General features: G+C 67.5%; 17 protein-coding genes. 10 read left to right on the top strand and 7 right to left on the bottom strand.

The features are described 5' to 3' along the window. Positions 1-4 precede the first annotated feature (4 nt). The gene (locus tag G6N32_RS03075; RefSeq protein WP_147291958.1) at positions 5-466 is read right to left on the bottom strand and encodes a hypothetical protein; all 462 of its coding nucleotides are present in this window, start codon (positions 464-466) and stop codon (positions 5-7) included. Positions 467-588: 122 nt separating this feature from the next. On the opposite strand from G6N32_RS03075, the gene G6N32_RS03070 reads away from it, so the two are divergent. After that, positions 589-2,214, top strand: a complete 1,626-nt coding sequence (locus G6N32_RS03070; protein WP_115317413.1) for a S53 family peptidase — start codon at positions 589-591, stop codon at positions 2,212-2,214. Further along, the gene (locus G6N32_RS03065; protein ID WP_115317414.1) at positions 2,205-4,100 is read left to right on the top strand and encodes a zinc ribbon domain-containing protein; all 1,896 of its coding nucleotides are present in this window, start codon (positions 2,205-2,207) and stop codon (positions 4,098-4,100) included. The genes G6N32_RS03070 and G6N32_RS03065 overlap by 10 nt, the downstream gene beginning before the upstream one ends. Positions 4,101-4,133: 33 nt before the next feature. Here the strand turns inward: G6N32_RS03065 and G6N32_RS03060 are convergent, their stop codons facing one another. The 3 genes from G6N32_RS03060 to G6N32_RS03050 all read right to left on the bottom strand — a co-directional run bounded on the left by G6N32_RS03060 (position 4,134) and on the right by G6N32_RS03050 (position 6,789). Beyond that, positions 4,134-4,808, bottom strand: a complete 675-nt coding sequence (locus G6N32_RS03060; RefSeq protein ID WP_115317415.1) for a GAP family protein — start codon at positions 4,806-4,808, stop codon at positions 4,134-4,136. Positions 4,809-4,890: 82 nt separating this feature from the next. After that, positions 4,891-6,192 carry an ammonium transporter gene (locus G6N32_RS03055; protein ID WP_115317416.1) on the bottom strand — a complete coding sequence of 434 codons (1,302 nt, stop codon included), beginning with the start codon at positions 6,190-6,192 and terminating at the stop codon, positions 4,891-4,893. Between the two features lie 96 nt (positions 6,193-6,288). Then, complete coding sequence (locus G6N32_RS03050) at positions 6,289-6,789, bottom strand: DUF427 domain-containing protein (RefSeq protein ID WP_115317417.1); 501 nt, start codon at positions 6,787-6,789, stop codon at positions 6,289-6,291. Between the two features lie 17 nt (positions 6,790-6,806). Here G6N32_RS03050 and G6N32_RS03045 point away from each other — a divergent pair, with 17 nt between their 5' ends. Together G6N32_RS03045 and G6N32_RS03040 are read left to right on the top strand one after the other, a co-directional pair. Beyond that, positions 6,807-7,232 (top strand): YkvA family protein, encoded by a 426-nt coding sequence (locus G6N32_RS03045; RefSeq protein WP_163789107.1) that lies wholly within the window; start codon positions 6,807-6,809, stop codon positions 7,230-7,232. A gap of 104 nt (positions 7,233-7,336) precedes the next feature. Continuing rightward, positions 7,337-9,655 carry a xanthine dehydrogenase family protein molybdopterin-binding subunit gene (locus G6N32_RS03040; RefSeq protein ID WP_115317418.1) on the top strand — a complete coding sequence of 773 codons (2,319 nt, stop codon included), beginning with the start codon at positions 7,337-7,339 and terminating at the stop codon, positions 9,653-9,655. On the opposite strand, the gene G6N32_RS03035 is transcribed toward G6N32_RS03040, so the two are convergent. Next, positions 9,652-10,134 (bottom strand): (2Fe-2S)-binding protein, encoded by a 483-nt coding sequence (locus G6N32_RS03035; protein ID WP_115317419.1) that lies wholly within the window; start codon positions 10,132-10,134, stop codon positions 9,652-9,654. The two genes, G6N32_RS03040 and G6N32_RS03035, sit on opposite strands and share 4 nt — an antisense overlap. Then, positions 10,127-11,002: an FAD binding domain-containing protein gene (locus G6N32_RS03030; RefSeq protein ID WP_115317420.1), complete on the bottom strand. Its 876-nt coding sequence runs from the start codon at positions 11,000-11,002 to the stop codon at positions 10,127-10,129. Before G6N32_RS03030 ends, G6N32_RS03035 begins: the two co-directional genes overlap by 8 nt. Before the next feature lie 196 nt (positions 11,003-11,198). Here G6N32_RS03030 and G6N32_RS03025 point away from each other — a divergent pair, with 196 nt between their 5' ends. After that, a complete protein-coding gene (locus tag G6N32_RS03025) occupies positions 11,199-12,767 on the top strand; it encodes an LCP family protein (RefSeq protein ID WP_115317421.1) in 1,569 nt (522 codons plus the stop codon). Positions 12,768-12,798: 31 nt separating this feature from the next. Next, positions 12,799-13,689 (top strand): NAD(P)-dependent oxidoreductase, encoded by an 891-nt coding sequence (locus tag G6N32_RS03020; protein ID WP_115317422.1) that lies wholly within the window; start codon positions 12,799-12,801, stop codon positions 13,687-13,689. Here the strand turns inward: G6N32_RS03020 and G6N32_RS03015 are convergent. Then, positions 13,672-14,502, bottom strand: a complete 831-nt coding sequence (locus G6N32_RS03015) for an SDR family oxidoreductase (protein WP_115317423.1) — start codon at positions 14,500-14,502, stop codon at positions 13,672-13,674. The genes G6N32_RS03020 and G6N32_RS03015 overlap by 18 nt on opposite strands. 412 nt (positions 14,503-14,914) lie before the next feature. Here G6N32_RS03015 and G6N32_RS03010 point away from each other — a divergent pair, with 412 nt between their 5' ends. From G6N32_RS03010 to G6N32_RS28430, 4 genes are read left to right on the top strand one after another with little or no spacing between them, the layout of a single operon-like run. Continuing rightward, on the top strand, positions 14,915-15,223 hold the full coding sequence (locus G6N32_RS03010; protein WP_115317424.1) for an intersectin-EH binding protein Ibp1: 309 nt from the start codon (positions 14,915-14,917) through the stop codon (positions 15,221-15,223). Between the two features lie 52 nt (positions 15,224-15,275). Then, positions 15,276-15,662, top strand: a complete 387-nt coding sequence (locus tag G6N32_RS03005) for an intersectin-EH binding protein Ibp1 (RefSeq protein WP_115317425.1) — start codon at positions 15,276-15,278, stop codon at positions 15,660-15,662. Between the two features lie 27 nt (positions 15,663-15,689). Beyond that, on the top strand, positions 15,690-16,133 hold the full coding sequence (locus tag G6N32_RS03000; RefSeq protein WP_115317426.1) for a hypothetical protein: 444 nt from the start codon (positions 15,690-15,692) through the stop codon (positions 16,131-16,133). Positions 16,134-16,164: 31 nt separating this feature from the next. Continuing rightward, on the top strand, positions 16,165-16,329 hold the full coding sequence (locus G6N32_RS28430) for a hypothetical protein (RefSeq protein ID WP_109751046.1): 165 nt from the start codon (positions 16,165-16,167) through the stop codon (positions 16,327-16,329).

Below are 16,329 nucleotides of genomic sequence, written 5' to 3'. Positions count from 1 at the left end.
AGGCTCAGTTGCTGCCTGGGCAGGAGATCGTGAGATAGACGGTCGTGTTGGCAGGCGGGTGATCCCCCTGCAGGCCGTCGACATCCGTGATCTTGCACTCCGACAACGGGCGGTCACTGCCGCTGCCGGCGGAGAAGTTGTACTGGACGTTGTAGCCCTGACTCTGCAGCGCCAGCATTCCATCCGCAGCGTTCTGATTTTGGTTGAAGGCGCGCGGCGGCATCTGGATGACCCCCTTCTCGGTGGGCGACGGTGCCGGCTTGCTGGTCGAGGCGCTACTCGAGGTGGTGGACGACGGGTTCTCCTTGGAGGACTGGCCGCAGCCCGCTGAAAGACCGGCTACCGCAATGATTGCCAGAAAGCCGCCGGCCACCGTGAGCTGACGAGACATCGTGACCGACCCGTTAATGCCGTGCTTAACCATGTCGCAAAACCTATCTGCCTGCGCAGAGCCGTCAAACCCCATCAGCCCATTCCCGCGGCCGCGTCAGAAGATGTTCGCCCGCAGGCAACCTGCCCGACATCACCATCCAATCGCGCCGCCGCTGATAGTCTCCCGACAAAATCGGGGGTGCGGCGACGATGCCCATGGGGTCAATCCGAAGACGAAGCGCCAGTCGGGTGACGCGTATCTCGCTGATCGCTGTCGCCGCGCTCCTTGTCGGCCTTGTCTATTCGGTCGCCCCGCCGGACCGGACACCAGCTCCGCCCGGCGCTATCAGAGGTCCGTACGCGTCGCTGTTGTCGGCATCCACCGACCTGGGCCCATCCGGCGCAGTTGCGGTCCAGCTGGTTGCCGGACTTCGAGACCAATCCCGACCCGACACACTGATCGGCTGGGCACAGCAGCACGGGCTGTCGGTGCGCTGGCGCCCCGGCGACCACTGGGCCACGGTGACCGGTGCGGCTCCCGCGGTCGGCCTCGCATTCGCTGTCGCCGTGCACGACTTTCGCGGCCGGACCGGTCAGGTCTTCTACGCCTCGCCGCAGCAGCCGGTCGTTCCCATGCCCATCGTCGACGAGGTAACCGAGCTCGGCCGGATCCTCGGCTACGTCCCGCACAACGAGTCGGTGCCGGTCATCGTGCCGCTGGACGTGCCCGATCAGGGCCTGGGGCCGGCCGGGTTGCTGCGCACCTACAACGCTGCCCCGCTGCGTGAAAGCGGATATACCGGTCAGGGTTCGACGGTGTTGGTGTTCGCCTTCGACGGGTTCGACCAAGAGGACCTCGACATGTTCGCGTCCGCTTTCGACTTGCCCAAGTTCACTCCAGAACTGATGGGCGACATGCCATCTCAGCGCAGCGGAGAAGCGACCATGGATCTGGAAGCCATCCATGCGGTGGCCCCCGACGCCAAGACGGTATTGGTCAACGCCCGGGGCACCGTGTCCGGCGACGGCACGTATCAGAAGATCGGCGCCTTGATGGAGGAGGCGGATCGTCGCTATCCCGGTGCGATATGGAGCTTTTCGATCGGCTGGGGTTGCGACAAGATCGCGACCGCGGCAGATCTGATTCCGGTCCGTTCCGCGCTACGGGCGGCGCTGCGGCGCGGCACCACCGCGTTCAACGCCAGCGGCGACCTCGCCGGGCTGGAGTGCAAAGGCGGCCACAACTGGTCAGCTCCGCCGTCGCCCGACGACGTCGGCCTGGATTCGGTTGCCTCCCTGCCGGAGATGACCGATGTCGGCGGTACGACGCTGTCGACCGACGCCGACGGGCGTTGGCTGGCCGAACAGTCGTGGTTTGCACCCGCGATCTCCCACGGCACGGGCGGCGGGGTGTCCAATCTGTTCGAGCGACCGCCATGGCAGTCGGAGCTACGGGTAGCAGCCCCGCCCGGACGGCGGCTCACCCCGGACATCGCCGCCGTTGCCGACCCGTACACCGGTGTCCGCATCGTCTTTCGGCGCCAGCACGTTATGGGCGGCGGCACCTCCCTCGCCGCGCCGATCTGGGCCGGGATGACGGCCCTGATGAACGACTTCCTTCGGCGCAACGGAGGTGGCCCCATCGGCGAGCTGAACCCGCTGTTGTACGAGATTGCCCAAGGGGCACGGCTTCCCGCCTTTCGTGACGTCATTCTCGGCGGCAATGCGGTCGACGACGCCGGCCCCGGCTACGACCTCGTGACCGGCTTGGGGACTCCGGATCTCGACCACCTGGCCCGCGACATTCTGGCGCTGCAGAAATGTGGTGTCGGATGCGGGTGAGCATGACGTGCCCGGAGTGCGGCACCGAGGTTCCCGCCGGGGTGTTCTGCGGATCCTGCGGCGCACACCTGAATCCGCAGCCCGGGGATGGCCCGCAGTGGTTGCGCCCGCGCGCGTTCTGCGCCGCCCCCGACGAGCACGTGCTGCGTCCGGCGATTGCCAGTTCGTTGTTTCCCCATCTGAGCCAATTCTCGCGAGCACCGTTCAATCTGGGGCTGATCCTCATCGTCGTGGCGATGGCGGTCGCGATCCAGTTGGCTCTGCCTGGCGCACTGGTGACGGTCTGCGCTCTCGGCCTGCCGCTGCTGTTCGCGATCTACCGGCACCAGTCCGGGATCTACCGCGACATTCCGCGCAGTTCGCTTGCGATCACCGTCGCCCTGGGCATCGCGATGGGCGTCGGCTGGGTCTTTCTCACCGGCGATCTGGTGACCCGGGAAACGGGTGCGCCATTCGATGCCGGGATCGCCGGGAATCGGGTGCTGCGCGACGGCCTCGGGGTCGCCGAGGGCGGGGCCCTGCTGATGATGATTCCTGCCGTTGTCGTGCGCCTGCTGCGGCCGGGAGCACGGGAATCGTTGAACGGCTTCGTGATAGGTGTTCTCTCGGCTCTGAGCTTCACCTCGGCGGCGACCTTCACCCGGCTCGCACCGCAATTCGCGGCGGCAACCGTCGCGAAGAACCGGCCCGTCGAGTGGCTACTCGTGGAGGCCGGCATCCGCGGGCTGGCCATCCCGCTCACCGCGGCCTGCGCCGGCGGATTGATCGGTGCCGCACTGTGGTTCAAGCGCCCGGCCGGTGCCGTCAGGTTACGGCGGTCGCTGGTGGTTGGCGCGCTGACGGCCTTCGGGGCCATCGTGTTGGGGGTCTACGCGATCGTCGGCGTCACCGACGTCGCGGGCCTGGCGCAGGAGAAGATGCTCGCCCTGCACATCGCGATGGCGTTGGTCGCACTGGTCGCACTGCGACTGGGTCTGCAGCTCACCCTCCTGTACGAGCAGCCCGACCCGGTCCGCGGCACATCGCTGCTGTGTCTGCACTGCCGGAACGTGGTGCCCGAGATGGCATTCTGTCCGTCCTGCGGCGCGGCCAACCACGCGTCATCGGCCAAGTCACGAGCCGAACGGCGCGCGGTCATCCCGCAGGCAGGAGCGCAGGAGGATGCGTCAGCCGACGTTTGGCCGGGTTACTCGATGGATGCACAGACCTACACGTCACCGCCGTTGTCGCGCACGTCGAGTGCGCGCGTCCTGAGCTCGTGGCTGGTGGTGATCGTGGTGATCACCGCGCCGCTGATCGCACTGTCCGCGAGCATTTCCGAGCCCGCCGTTGTCTATAACTGCCCCCCGGACTGCGGTCGCCCACCGACCGGAACGCCGGTCGCAGCGCTGCCCAGGTTCACCGCTCCCGACGGACGGTTCTCGGTGTCGTACCCCGCACCCGGCTCGGCCTACGATCTCTCCTTCGCCGACGACGGCGTGACGGCACGCTTCACCGGCGGCGATGGCGGCACGATGAAGCTGTGGGGAATACCCGCCGGCGGAAAGTCGGCCAGGGAGGTCGCCGAGACGTTCCTGGCGGCGCGCTATCCGGACGCCCGAACGGCCTACGAGATTCCGAACGCGATGGTCGGCTACCAGTTCGGCTACGGCGAGGTCGCCGACATCTGGCCGCAGGACGGCGACGCAAGTTACCGGCATCTGCGGCTGGTCATCCTCGTCGCGGTCAAGCACGACCTGGCGCTGGTCGCCGGCGCCATCGGTCCCTACCGCGAGTTCGGCCCGAACTTCGGCCCGGGCCGGCCGGCCAGCGCGAACCTGGAATTGGCCATGGACTTGGACAAGTACGTCAACAGCTTCTCCTGGCAGGGCGATCCGCCGCGTTGACGACCGGCACCTGAGACGTCGGCGGGATCCCGGTCAGCGGCCGAACGCCCCGGTGACCAGCAGCACCGCGCCGATGACCACCAGCGCGACCGCGCTGATCTCGGCCTGGCGGCGCTGTATCCAGGCCCGCAACCGTTCCAGCGATCGGTCGAATCGCTTGGCCGCCACCGCGTGGGCCAGTACCGGCAGGAGCGTTCCCGAGCCCGCCACCACGACGAAGTACCCCACCGCGACAGCCTGGGCGGCAGGCCCGAGCGTGGCCGCGTCGATCGCCAAACCCGCTGCGGCACAAGCGACGATGATCTTCGGGTTGAGAATTCCGAACGCCACCCCGATCGACGCGGTGCGGGCCGGGGACCACCTGCCGAGGGCGTCGAGCCAGTGCGACGATCGCACCGCTTTCTTCCGCCGCAACCACAGCCACCCGCCGGTCACGATCAGTGCGGCGCCGCCGACCAGCCGCAGTCGCAACTGCCACACCGACGACGTCTCGGCCGAGCCGCCGAGGAGCCTGGGGATGTTGAGGAACAGCACCGTCAACACCGTCAGCCCGGTCACCCAGCCGGCCGCGAACGCCAGTCCCGCGGCGCGGGGCCGCGCCGAATACAGCACCAGCAGCAGCGCGGGCAGTATCGAGATCGGGGAGAGAGCCACCACCAACGCCAGCGGAATCAGCTCGGCGGACACCGCCGCCCAGTCACCCGACACCCATCACCTCCGGTCAGCAGCGCCAAGGTACGCAGTCCGGGCCGCCGACGACAGCCTTGGGCGCAGCGTAATTCGAGGGCGGTCAGTCCTCGTCGGCGGTGTCGGATCGCGGCCTCGGGTCTCCGAACAGCGGGCGCCGCAGCGGCTGATGCCCGTGAACGCCCTCGGCGTACGCGGTTTCGGCGTGCTGGGTGAAGTCCACCCCGGCGGTCTCGTCTTCGGGGCTGAGCCGGAAGCCGATCGTCCGATCGATGAGCTTGGCGAGCGCGAACGACATGATGAACGCGTACGCCGCCACCACCACCATCGCGACCGCCTGTTTACCCAACTGAGCCAGGCCGCCGCCATAGAGGAGGCCCTGCGGGCCGCCGGTCATGACCGCAGTCGCCAGGAAGCCGATCAACAGCACGCCGACCACACCGCCGACGAAGTGCACACCGACCACGTCGAGCGAGTCGTCATAGCCGAACCGGAATTTCAGGCCGATCGCGAACGAACACACGACGCCCGCCGCCACTCCGACGATCGCAGCGCCGAGGGTGTTCACGGTGCCGCACGAGGGTGTGATCGCGACCAGCCCCGCAACGACGCCGGAGGCCGCACCGAACGTCGTCGGCCGGCCGTCGCGGATCTGCTCGACCGACAACCAGCCGAGCATGCCCAGGCAACCGGCCACCAAAGTGTTGAGGAAGATGGCTGCCGCCGTGCCGTTGGCAGCGAGCGCGGATCCGGCGTTGAAGCCGAACCAGCCGAACCACAGCAGTCCGACGCCCAGCAGAACGAAGGGCAGGTTGTGCGGACGCATCGCGTCGACCTTGAACCCGATGCGCGGACCCAACACCAGGGCCAGGGCCAGCGCTGAGGCGCCGGAGACGATCTCGACGACCAGGCCGCCGGCGTAGTCGAGCACCCCGAGCTTGAACAGCCAGCCACCGGGAGCCCAGACCCAGTGCGCGACAACGGCGTACACCACGATGGACCAGACCGGCACGAATATCATCCAGGCGGCGAACTTGGCCCGGTCGGCGATCGCGCCGCTGATCAGCGCTGCGGTGATGATCGCGAAACTGAGCTGGAACGTGGAGAAGAGCAGTTCGGGAACCTGGCCGTGCACCGTCTCGGGGCCGATTCCGGCCATCCCGATGTGCGACAGGTCGCCGAGCACCCCGCCGAGGCTGGTTCCGGAGAACGCCAGCGTGTAGCCGAACAGCAGCCAGGCCACCGTGACGAGGGGAATGGCGATAAAGCTCATCATGATCATGTTGAGCACACCGGTAGTGCGGACCATGCCGCCGTAAAAGATGGCCAGTCCCGGCGTCATCAACAGGACGAGCGCTGTGCTGGCCAGCAGCCACGCGGTGGCGGCAGGATCGATCGCTTGCAAAGTCCGGCTCCTTCGACGGTCCCGACGAGAATGTCGGCGCGAAGTTTCGGCGGTGCGGCGATCATGTTTCAGGCGTGTTTCGCCCGCGCGCGAACCTCACCACCCCATCGAGCCGGGGATTCCCTTGAACGGACCGACCACCCGGCTGGTGATCCAGCCGCCGTAGAACCCGCCCGGTTGGGGCACGACCGTCTCGCCGTCCACGGTGCACCGGTCGACCATGCTGGCCATCACCGCGATGGCACCGGCTATCTCGGCGAACGGAGGCGTCGGACGGGGATACGTCCACGCCACCCTGGACGCCACCGCGTCGCCGCTCACCAGGTCGTAGTAGCGCGCCTGACCTTTCCATTCACACATCGACGCCCCCGGCGCATCGCGCAGGACACCGTCGGAGAAGGCATCGCGGGGCAGGTAGTAGGTCGGCGGATGACTGGTCTCGAGCACTCGCCAGCTGCGGGTGGTGGACGCGATCACCCGACCGCCGAGTTCGACGGTGATCGTGCCCGCGAACGGCTCCAGGCGCGGCGGACGCGGGTAATCCCACACTGATTCCTGGCCCGGGCCTGGCAGTTCCGGTGTCGGCCATCGGTTCATCCTTCGACGATACGAAGATGGACGGTGTGATGGGCGACTGGTGGCTGATTCCGGTCTCGGTCGCCACCGCCCTGGTCGTGGCGTGGCTGGTCCTGGCGGTCACCCTGTGGGTGACCAAACCCGACCAGGTCGGTATCGCCGATCTGCTTCGGCTGCTTCCCGACACGATCCGGTTGCTCAGACGCCTGGCCGCCGACCGGCAGCTGCCGCGCCGCATCCGCGTCGTTCTCGTCGGCGTGCTGATTTTCCTGGCCTCCCCCATCGATCTGATTCCCGACTTCATTCCGGTGCTCGGCTACGCCGACGACGTGATCGTCACCGCACTCGCGCTGCGCTGGGTCACCCGCACGGCGGGACCGGAGGCGCTGGCCAAGCACTGGCCGGGCACACCAGACGGGCTGGCCGCACTGCGCCGAGTGTGCCGGTTACCCGAGCCGGTATGACCAACCGTTGATGACGACCGGCACCTCCTTGGGTACGCTCTGCTGAGCGACTGCTTAGCGCTGTCGCGATCCGGCTCGCCGACGACGCATTGGAGCGAAACGCCATGGCCGCACCAGTCACCCGTTACGCGGGAACCCGTGTCCCGCGGGTCGAGGACACCCGCTTGCTGACCGGGCACGGCACGTATGTCGACGACGTTGTCCGGCCCGGCATGTTGCACGCCTGCTTCGTGCGCAGCCCGTTCGCGCATGCCCGGATCAACAGCATCGATGCCACGGCGGCCCTTGCCATGCCCGGTGTCCATGCCGTCCTCACGGCGGCTGATCTGAACGTTGACGTCCACGAGGCGTGGCACGCGGTGGCGGGCAAGGATGTCGCCGACACCCCCCGCCCGCCGCTGGCCGAGGGTGAGGTGAAGTTCGTCGGAGATCCCATTGCGATCGTGGTCGCCGAGAACCGCTACCTCGCCGAAGACGCCCTCGAACTGATCGACGTCGAGTACGACCCGCTGCCCGCGATCGCAGATTTCACCAAGGCCGTGGGGCACGACGCGGTGGTTCACCAGGCCTACCCCGACAATGTGGCAGGCGGCCTGGCCGGAGCGCCGCCCGACGAAGAGGCGTTCGCCGCGGCCGCCTATGTCGCCGACGAACGGATCTACCAGCAGACCCATGTGCCGGTGCCGATCGAGACCCGCGGCCTGGTCGTCGAATGGATCGCCGCGACACAGGAACTCACCGTGTGGGCCTCCACCCAGACCCCGCACGAATTGCGCGCCTTCGCCGCACGACTGCTCGGCATCCCGGCTCAGGGCGTGCGGGTGATCGCGCGGGACACCGGCGGTGGCTTCGGCCAGAAGGTCGTCCCGATGCGCGAGGACATGTGCATCCTGCTGGCGGCCCGCAAGGTGTCCGCACCATTGAAGTGGATCGAGGATCGCCGGGAGAACCTTATGTCCGCCGGGCAGGCCCGCCACGTCGACGGCCGCGCGCGGATGGCATTCGACGCCGACGGCGCGATCACGGCCGTCGACATCGATTTCCTCCAGGACATCGGTGCCTACCCCACCCCATACCCGGTGCTGACTACCGCCGCGATCGGAATGTTCTTCCCCGGGCCCTACCGGGTGCCGAAGTCGAGCTTCAATTACAAGACGGTGTTCACCAACACCAGCGGCCTGGCCGCCTACCGCGGGCCCTGGCAATACGAAACCCTCACGCGGGAAATACTTCTCGACATCGCAGCCCGCAAGATGGGTATCGATCCGGTCGAGTTGCGCCGCAAGAATCTGCTGCGCCGCGACGAGATGCCGTTCTTCAACCCCAACGGCATGCCGTATGACCACGTCGCGCCGATGGAGACCTTCGAGCAGGCCGTCAAGATCCTCGACCACGAAGGCTTCCGCAAGGAGCAGGCCGAGGCATTGGCCCAGGGCCGCTACCTCGGTCTCGGATTCTCCGCTTACATCGAGCCGACCGGTGCGGCGACGGGACACCTGGCCACCGAGGGCTGCACCATCCGGATGGAGCCGACCGGCAAGATCAACGTGTACGTCAACGGTGGCTCCAGCGGTAACAGCATCGAGACCACCGTGGTGCAGCTGACCGCCGACGCGCTGGGCGCCGACATCGCCGACGTGTCGACGATTCAGGGTGATACCGCGGTGACGCCGTATGGCGCAGGCACCCAGGGCAGCCGCAGCGGACCGATGACCGCAGGCGCGGTCAGCGAGGCGGGCACGATCCTGCGTGGCCAGCTGGTGGCGATGGCGGCGCATGTGCTCGGTGTAGATGAGTCCGATATCGAGCTTGCGAACTCGCGGGCCGCGTCGCGCGAAGACCCTTCCAAGAGCGTCAGTTTCGCTGATCTGGCCTATCGGTCCTACTACGAGCCCCAACAGCTCGCACCCGGAATGGCGGCCACGCTGGAGGCCACCGCGCGATTCACCTCGCAGACGATGATCCACTGGGCCAACGCCACTCACGCCTGCACGTGCGAGGTGGACGTCACCACCGGCCGGGTAACTCTGACCCGCTACATCGTCAGCGAGGACGTCGGTCCGATGATCAACCCCAATATCGTCGAGGGGCAGATCGCCGGCGGCACCGTGCAGGGCATCGGCGGGGCATTGTTGGAGAACCTGGTGTACGACGACGAGGGAAACCCGTTGTCCACCACGTTCGTCGACTACCTGCTGCCGACCGCGACCGAGGTACCGCCGATCGAATACGGGCATGTCGAGGTGCCCAGCCCGGGCGTCGGCGGTTACAAGGGATGCGGCGAGGGCGGTGCCATCGGCTCGACCCCGGCGGTGATCAACGCGATCAACGATGCCCTGGCCCCGCTCGGGGTGACGGTTACGACGCTGCCTGCCACGCCCTCACAGATCGTCGCGCTGATCGAGGCGGCCGCAACCGATTAGGTTGCGGCCGCGCCACTTTCCGCTGCTTGGTGCACCGCGTTGACGATGCCCTGATAGCCGGTGCAGCGACAGAAGTTGCCGGACAGGCCCTCGCGGATCTCCTCATCGGTGGGATGAGGGTTGTCTCGCAGCAGCGCGGTGATCGACATGACGAATCCCGGTGTGCAAAAACCACATTGCAGCCCGTGACAGTCACGCAGGGCGGCCTGTACCGGTGACAGCTCACCGTCGGCCGAGGCCACCCCTTCGACGGTGGAGACCTCAGAGTCCTCGGCCTGCACCGCGAACACCAGGCACGACCGCACCGCGGCCCCGTCGAGCAACACCGTGCAGGCGCCGCACGAGCCGTGCTCGCATCCCAGGTGTGTTCCGGTCAGGCCGCAGCGCTCGCGCAGGAAGTCGGCCAAGGTCAGCCGCGGCTCGACGGTTGCCTCATACGAAGTTCCGTTGACGGACAACCGGATCGGACGTTCATGCATCGAAAGCCTCCTTGACCGCCGCGCGCCAGGCTTGTGCGGCCATCGACGCCCCGACTTTTCGCCGGTAGTTCGCCGAACCCTGCAGGTCGGCCGGGATGTCGTCGAGCCCACTCATCGCGAGCTCACCGATCTCTTCCGCGGTGATGTCGCCGACCGGGCGGCCGGTGATCGCCGCCTCGGCGGCCGACGCCCGCCTCGGTGTGGCGGACAGTCCCAGCAGCCCGATGGCGCTGCGCCGGACCTTGTCGTCGTGGTCGAGTTCGACCGCGGCCACGGCACCGGCGATCGCGAAATCGCCATGGCGGCGGGCGAATTCCTCCACCGCGAAGCCGCACCGGCCGGACCAGACCGGGAATCGCAGACCAACCAGCACCTCGTCGGCCTCCATCGCGGTCTCCCACACACCGGCGAAGAATTCGCCGGCCGGGATCTCGCGCCGCCCGGATGCCGACACCACCTCGACCGTGGCATCGAGTGCGAGGGCGACGGCGCCGTACTCGGCGGCCGGGTCGGCGTGGGCGATCGACCCACCGATGGTGCCCCGGCTGCGAATCTGGAAGTGCCCGATCAGCGGCGTGGCCCTGGTCAGCAGCGGCACGCGTGTGCGCACCCGCTCGTCGGACCCGACCACGGCGTGGGTGGTGCCACCGCCGATCCACAGGGAGTCGCCCTCGGCCCTGACGCCCTTCATCTCGTCGAGGCGGGAGATGTCGATCAGGTGGTCGAAGAACGCCAGGCGCATCGACAGCATCGGAACCAGGCTCTGTCCGCCACCGAGGAGTTTGGCGTCGTCGCCGAATTCGCTGAGCATCTGCGTCGCCGCGGCGACGCTGTCGGGCCGGTGATAGTCGAAGGGCGCCGGCTTCATCGGCGGCCGCCACAGCTGGTCATGCTAAGCATGTGCTCAGCATAGCGGGCAGTGCAAGGCCTGCGACTTCGGCGCGGTGTCGTTCGCTCAGCGACGATGTGCGCGCCGAAATCGCAGTGGACGGGACCGTGCCGGCCGCCCTGGGCCACTCGGCCTAGCTGGGGCCTCGCCAGCAATTGCCCGCATACTGTCGATCATGGATCCGTCGCCGCCCTCACGAGCGGCCGCCGCGGGCAACCGCCGCGGCCGTCATCGAGAGCGGTCCAACACCGGCCGGCGGACACTGCGCATCCTCACCCGAACCGTGATCGGACTGGCATCGGTGGTGGTGGTGACGCTCACCGGGCTGGCGTACTCGCAAGCACACGGACTGCTCAGCGGGATAACGGTGTCGCAGGCGCTCGGCTCCGACGAGCCGCGGTCCAGTGGTGGCGCGATGAACATCCTGCTGATCGGGCTGGATTCGCGAAAAGACCAGGACGGCAACGAGCTGCCCGACGAGGTGCTCGACAAACTCCACGCCGGCGACTCCGACTCGGGCGGCTACAACACCAACACCCTGATCCTGGTCCATATCAGCGCCGACGACCATGTCGTCGCGTTCTCCATCCCCCGAGACGACTACGTCGCCGTCAGCGGGATCAAGGGCTACAGCCACATCAAGATCAAGGAGGCCTACGGGCTCACGAAGTTCCAGACCGAGCAGAAGCTGGCCGACGAGGGCATCGGCGACCGCAAGGAACTCGAGCGCGCCGGGCGGGAAGCCGGCCGCAAGGCGACCATCCGCGCCGTGCGCAATCTCACCGGCCAGCCCATCGACTACTTCGCCGAGGTCAACCTCGCGAGCTTCTACCACCTGGCGGACAGCCTCGGCGGCGTGGACGTCTGCCTCAATCACGCCGTACACGACGACTACTCCGGCGCCAATTTCCCGGCGGGCCCGCAGCGACTCAATGCAGAGCAGGCACTGGCGTTCGTGCGGCAGCGACACGGGCTGGAAAACGGCGATCTCGACCGCACCCATCGCCAGCAGGCCTTCCTCCTGTCGGTCTCGCACGAGCTGCAACAGTCGGGCTCGTTCACCGATCTGGACAAGTTCAAGCGCCTGATGGACGTCGCACGCCAGGACATCGTGTTGTCGCAGGGATGGGGTGAGGACCAGTTCCGCAGGATGGCGGCACTGGCCGGGGGCGACGTCGAGTTCCGAACTCTGCCGGTGGTGCGCTACGACAACATCAACGGCCAGGACGTCAACATCGTCGACCCGGCGAAGATCCGCGCCGAGATCGCCAAAGCCATCGGCGGCGATTCGGCGTCGGCGACCACTACCGCCGCGCCACAACCACTTCCGCCGCCCAATCCGCACACCGTCGTCAGCATCGTCAACGCGAGCGACACCTCTGGGCTGGCCTCGCAGGCGGCAAGCCTGCTCGGCAAGCACGAGTTCACGATCAGCGAGGTCCGGGACCGCGAGTCAGGCGAGCCCATCGACACGGTGATCACCTACGGCGCCGGCGCTCAGACCGATGCCCAGTCGGTGGCCACGCTGCTCGGTGTGGACAACGCCCCGCAGGCCACGGGAGCGGTGGCCGCCGACCACATCCGGGTCGTTCTCGGCCAGGGCTACGACCTACCCCTGGAGCAGCCGCAGACCGAGGACACCGTCGCAACCTCGACGACCCACAGCTGGTCGGAGATGACGATCACGCCTACTCCGGACCAGGGCGCACCGATCGACGGTGGCAAGGTGCCCTGCGTGAATTGAGACCCGTCCCGAGTCAACTAACTTGGGTGCTATGCGCATCGGAGTCATCGGGCTGGGAAACATGGGCGCCGGCATGGCCGCGAATCTGATCAAGGCCGGCCACGACGTGACCGTCTACAACCGATCCCGAGCGAAGGTGGACGAGTTGGCGGCGGTCGGGGCCCGACCCGCCGAGCGCGTGTCCGACGCGTGCCGCGGCGAGGTCGTGCTGACGATGCTCGCCCATGACGACGCGGTGACTGCGGTGACATTCGGCGACGACGGCATCATCGGCTCGGCCGGACCGGACACCGTGCACATCTCTTCCAGCACGATCAGCGTCGCCCTGTCGAAACGCCTCACCGAAGCCCACGCCGCCGCCGGCCAGAAATTCGTCTCGGCTCCGGTATTCGGCCGTCCGGAGGCTGCCGCGGCGGCGGCGCTGTTCGTCGTCGCCGCGGGCCCATCCGACACCGTGACCGCGGCGACGCCCGTCTTCGATGCGATCGGCCAGCGCACGTTCGTGGTGTCGGAGGACCCGTCGGCCGCCAACCTGGTGAAGCTCAGCGGCAATTTCCTGATCGGCTCGGTGATCGAGTCCCTCGGGGAGGCCATGGCACTGGTGGACCGCGGCGGGGTCGACAAGCATCAGTATCTGGAGATCCTGACCTCGACGTTGTTCTCGGCGCCGGTGTACAAAACCTACGGCGGACTCATCGCCAGCGAGCAGTTCGAGCCCGCCGGATTCGCTGCGCCGTTGGGGCACAAGGACATCGGATTGGTTCTGGCCGCCGCCGAGGAGCTGCGGGTGCCGTTGCCGATCGCCAGCCTGCTGCGCGACCGGTTCCTGCGTCTACTGGCCGCCGGGGGCGATCACCTGGATTGGTCTGCGGTCGGCAGCCTCGCGGCGCGCGACGCAGCAGCCTCAGACCACTCCGCGTAGCCCGTCGGCGCCGAAGGCCGGCTCGAGCATCGCCGAGTAGTCCGGCCCGCGGCGCAGGTTCTGCCCGCCGTCGACGCCGATGATCTGTCCGGTAATCCACTGGGCGGCGTCGCTGAGCAGGAACAGTGTCGCGTTCGCGACGTCGGAGACCTCACCGGGGCGCGGCAGCGGCGTGCATTCGGCGTAGTCCCCGCTGATTTCGGGTGAATCGAGCACCATCTGCACCAGTTCGGTCCGGATCAGGCCGGGCCGAATGCCGTTGACGCGCACCCAGGACGCCCCCAGTTCGTCGGCGGCCAGCTGGATCAGGTGGTCCAGACCCGACTTGGTGACGCCGTACGGCCCGAACCACCGATGGGTGTTACTGGACGCGATCGACGAGATTCCGACGAAGGACCCGCCGCCGCCGCGCACCATCTGCCGAGCCGAATGCTTGAGCACGTACATCGAACCGTTGATGTTGAGGTCCACCGTGGCGCGCCAGGCTTCGGAGTCCATCTGGGTGATGGGGCCGATGGTCTGCGACCCACCGGCACAGTGCACCGCGCCGTGCAGTCGGCCGTTCCACGCCGTGGCGGCATCCACCACCGCGGCGATCTGGTCCTCGTTGGTGACGTCGGCGGGCTCGTAGCGGACACTGCCGTTCGGCGCGGCGGCGTTGATCTCCTCGGCGGTTGCGGCCAGCCGATCGGCTCCGCGGCCAACGATCATGACGTTGGCGCCGGCCTTGGCCAGCTCTTCCGCCACACCCTTGCCGATACCACTGCCACCACCGGTGACCAGGTACGTCCGATCCTCGAACGAGAGCTGCACGCCGACTCCTCACACAAAACTGAAACAGGTTCTACGTATAGAACCACGGCGGCACGTCACGGCATAGAGGCCGTCCCACCATCGCCTCCAGCGAACATCCGCACACGCCCTGCCCGGCCTTCCGCGGAACCCGACAGGCCGGCGAAAATCCACGGGCAATGCCTGTCGGAACGCAAACTCGGGTCCGCCGGCCCGGCCTCCCGATATTCCGGAACTCACATTTCCCCCGACCGTCATCGCATGGGTTGATCAGCGCTTGAGCCGGACCGGAATTCTTCGCCTCCGAATATTGACCCCGGTGTAACAGCCCGGCATTCGGTTTCGATAAAACGGCCGAACAACTGCGGGACCCAGGTGGCAGCCATACACTGCCCCACACGGTCACTCAGCAAACCGAACAGAAGGCACACTCATGGCTAATTTGAAGAATGCGACTCGGCGCCTGGCCCTCGCGGGCGGCTTCGCACTCGCGGTGACGGCAGCCCCCGCGCTGACCGTCGTCGCCGTTCCGTCCATCGCTCCGCTGGCCGCGTGTCCCGCCGGTCAGGCCGTCAATCCGGCGACCGGCGGATGTGAGGTCGCGCCCAACGCCGGCCCGCAGGGCGGCCTTCCCGAGGTCCAGGGCATCCCTTGCACAGGCGCAAACACCGGTCAGTGCATAGGATTGCAGCAAGAGCAGCAGGCTCCTGCGGTTCAACCCCGCTCGACCGTCAGTCCGTAAAAACGGAGGGCCGACTTCGGAACTCCGTCAACTTCTCAAGAAAGCGTGAAGTATGGCGATTTCCTCCTCAGTCGGCCGCCGCATCCTCCTCGCCGGCGGGTTCAGCATCACCATCGCGGCCGCGCCCGCGGTTGCGTTCTTCGCTGCGCCGTCGGGCGCTCCGATGGGTCCGGTGATGGCATGCCCTGCCGGCGAGTCCGAGGATCTCTACACCGACCAGTGCATTCCGGAGCTTGTGCCCAACCAGCCGGGCGGCAATTACCCCACGCCCTCCAGCGGCGGCGGTAACGTCACGTACTCGACGCCGGGCGACTCCAGCAGCCTCCCCGAGGTCCAGGGGATCCCGTGCACCGGCGCCAACACCGGCCAGTGCATCGGGCTGCAGGAGAACCAGGTTCCGGCCGTGTCTCCGCACTCGAGCATTTCGTCCAGCCCGTAGTCAGGGAGCAGATCAGAGAGGGCAACGATGCCGATCCACTTCACCTGGGTGACAAAGCTGCTCACCGCGAGCGTTTTCGCGCTCGCGGTGGCCACAGCTCCACTGGCGCAGGCGGAAGGCGAGGGTGGGATTCCCGGGCCGCAGCCGGTGCCGGTGCCCCAGCCGGTGGATACCCAACCGGGCGGTTCGGCGGGTTGCCAATCGGGCGAGTCGCTGGACCCGTCGACCGGGAACTGCACACCCACCATGACCCCGGTCGCGACCACCAACGGTGATCAGGCGTTCGACGATCTCCAGCCGCGCACTACCCAGGACGTGACGTCGACCTACGACACCGGGATCGGCGCCGACCTTGTCCCCAACATCAACGGCACGCCGTGCACCGGCTACTGGGAGTCGGCGGCCTGCTACGAGACCAGCCAGGACGAAGTCGCCGTCCAGCCCAGGTCGACCATTTCCTCGAGCCCGTAGCGGCTCAAAGCCCCTTCGCTAAGGTTGAGCAATGCCTGCAAAAACAAATCCCACGGATATCGACGATGTCGAGCCGCTGGCCGACAGCACGGCGCGCCAGGCCCGTCGCGTCGTCGCGGCCTATGCGAATGACGCCGACGAGTGCCGGGTCTTCCTGTCGATGCTCGGCATTGGACCCTCAAAGCTCGAGGCGTAA

It is taken from the genome of Mycolicibacterium aichiense, from assembly GCF_010726245.1.
In the GTDB taxonomy this organism is placed as follows: Bacteria; Actinomycetota; Actinomycetes; order Mycobacteriales; family Mycobacteriaceae; genus Mycobacterium; species Mycobacterium aichiense.
This window is presented reverse-complemented; position numbering and strand designations above follow the sequence as displayed.

Coding starts and splice junctions, on each gene's coding strand:
- G6N32_RS03025 (WP_115317421.1), top strand. CDS start 11,199: ATGGATCCGTCGCCGCCCTCACGAGCGGCCGCCGCGGGCAACCGCCGC.
- G6N32_RS03035 (WP_115317419.1), bottom strand. CDS start 10,134: ATGCATGAACGTCCGATCCGGTTGTCCGTCAACGGAACTTCGTATGAG.
- G6N32_RS03020 (WP_115317422.1), top strand. CDS start 12,799: ATGCGCATCGGAGTCATCGGGCTGGGAAACATGGGCGCCGGCATGGCC.
- G6N32_RS03005 (WP_115317425.1), top strand. CDS start 15,276: ATGGCGATTTCCTCCTCAGTCGGCCGCCGCATCCTCCTCGCCGGCGGG.
- G6N32_RS03065 (WP_115317414.1), top strand. CDS start 2,205: ATGCGGGTGAGCATGACGTGCCCGGAGTGCGGCACCGAGGTTCCCGCC.
- G6N32_RS03045 (WP_163789107.1), top strand. CDS start 6,807: ATGGACGGTGTGATGGGCGACTGGTGGCTGATTCCGGTCTCGGTCGCC.
- G6N32_RS03010 (WP_115317424.1), top strand. CDS start 14,915: ATGGCTAATTTGAAGAATGCGACTCGGCGCCTGGCCCTCGCGGGCGGC.
- G6N32_RS03040 (WP_115317418.1), top strand. CDS start 7,337: ATGGCCGCACCAGTCACCCGTTACGCGGGAACCCGTGTCCCGCGGGTC.
- G6N32_RS03070 (WP_115317413.1), top strand. CDS start 589: ATGGGGTCAATCCGAAGACGAAGCGCCAGTCGGGTGACGCGTATCTCG.
- G6N32_RS28430 (WP_109751046.1), top strand. CDS start 16,165: ATGCCTGCAAAAACAAATCCCACGGATATCGACGATGTCGAGCCGCTG.
- G6N32_RS03050 (WP_115317417.1), bottom strand. CDS start 6,789: ATGAACCGATGGCCGACACCGGAACTGCCAGGCCCGGGCCAGGAATCA.
- G6N32_RS03075 (WP_147291958.1), bottom strand. CDS start 466: ATGGGGTTTGACGGCTCTGCGCAGGCAGATAGGTTTTGCGACATGGTT.
- G6N32_RS03030 (WP_115317420.1), bottom strand. CDS start 11,002: ATGAAGCCGGCGCCCTTCGACTATCACCGGCCCGACAGCGTCGCCGCG.
- G6N32_RS03000 (WP_115317426.1), top strand. CDS start 15,690: ATGCCGATCCACTTCACCTGGGTGACAAAGCTGCTCACCGCGAGCGTT.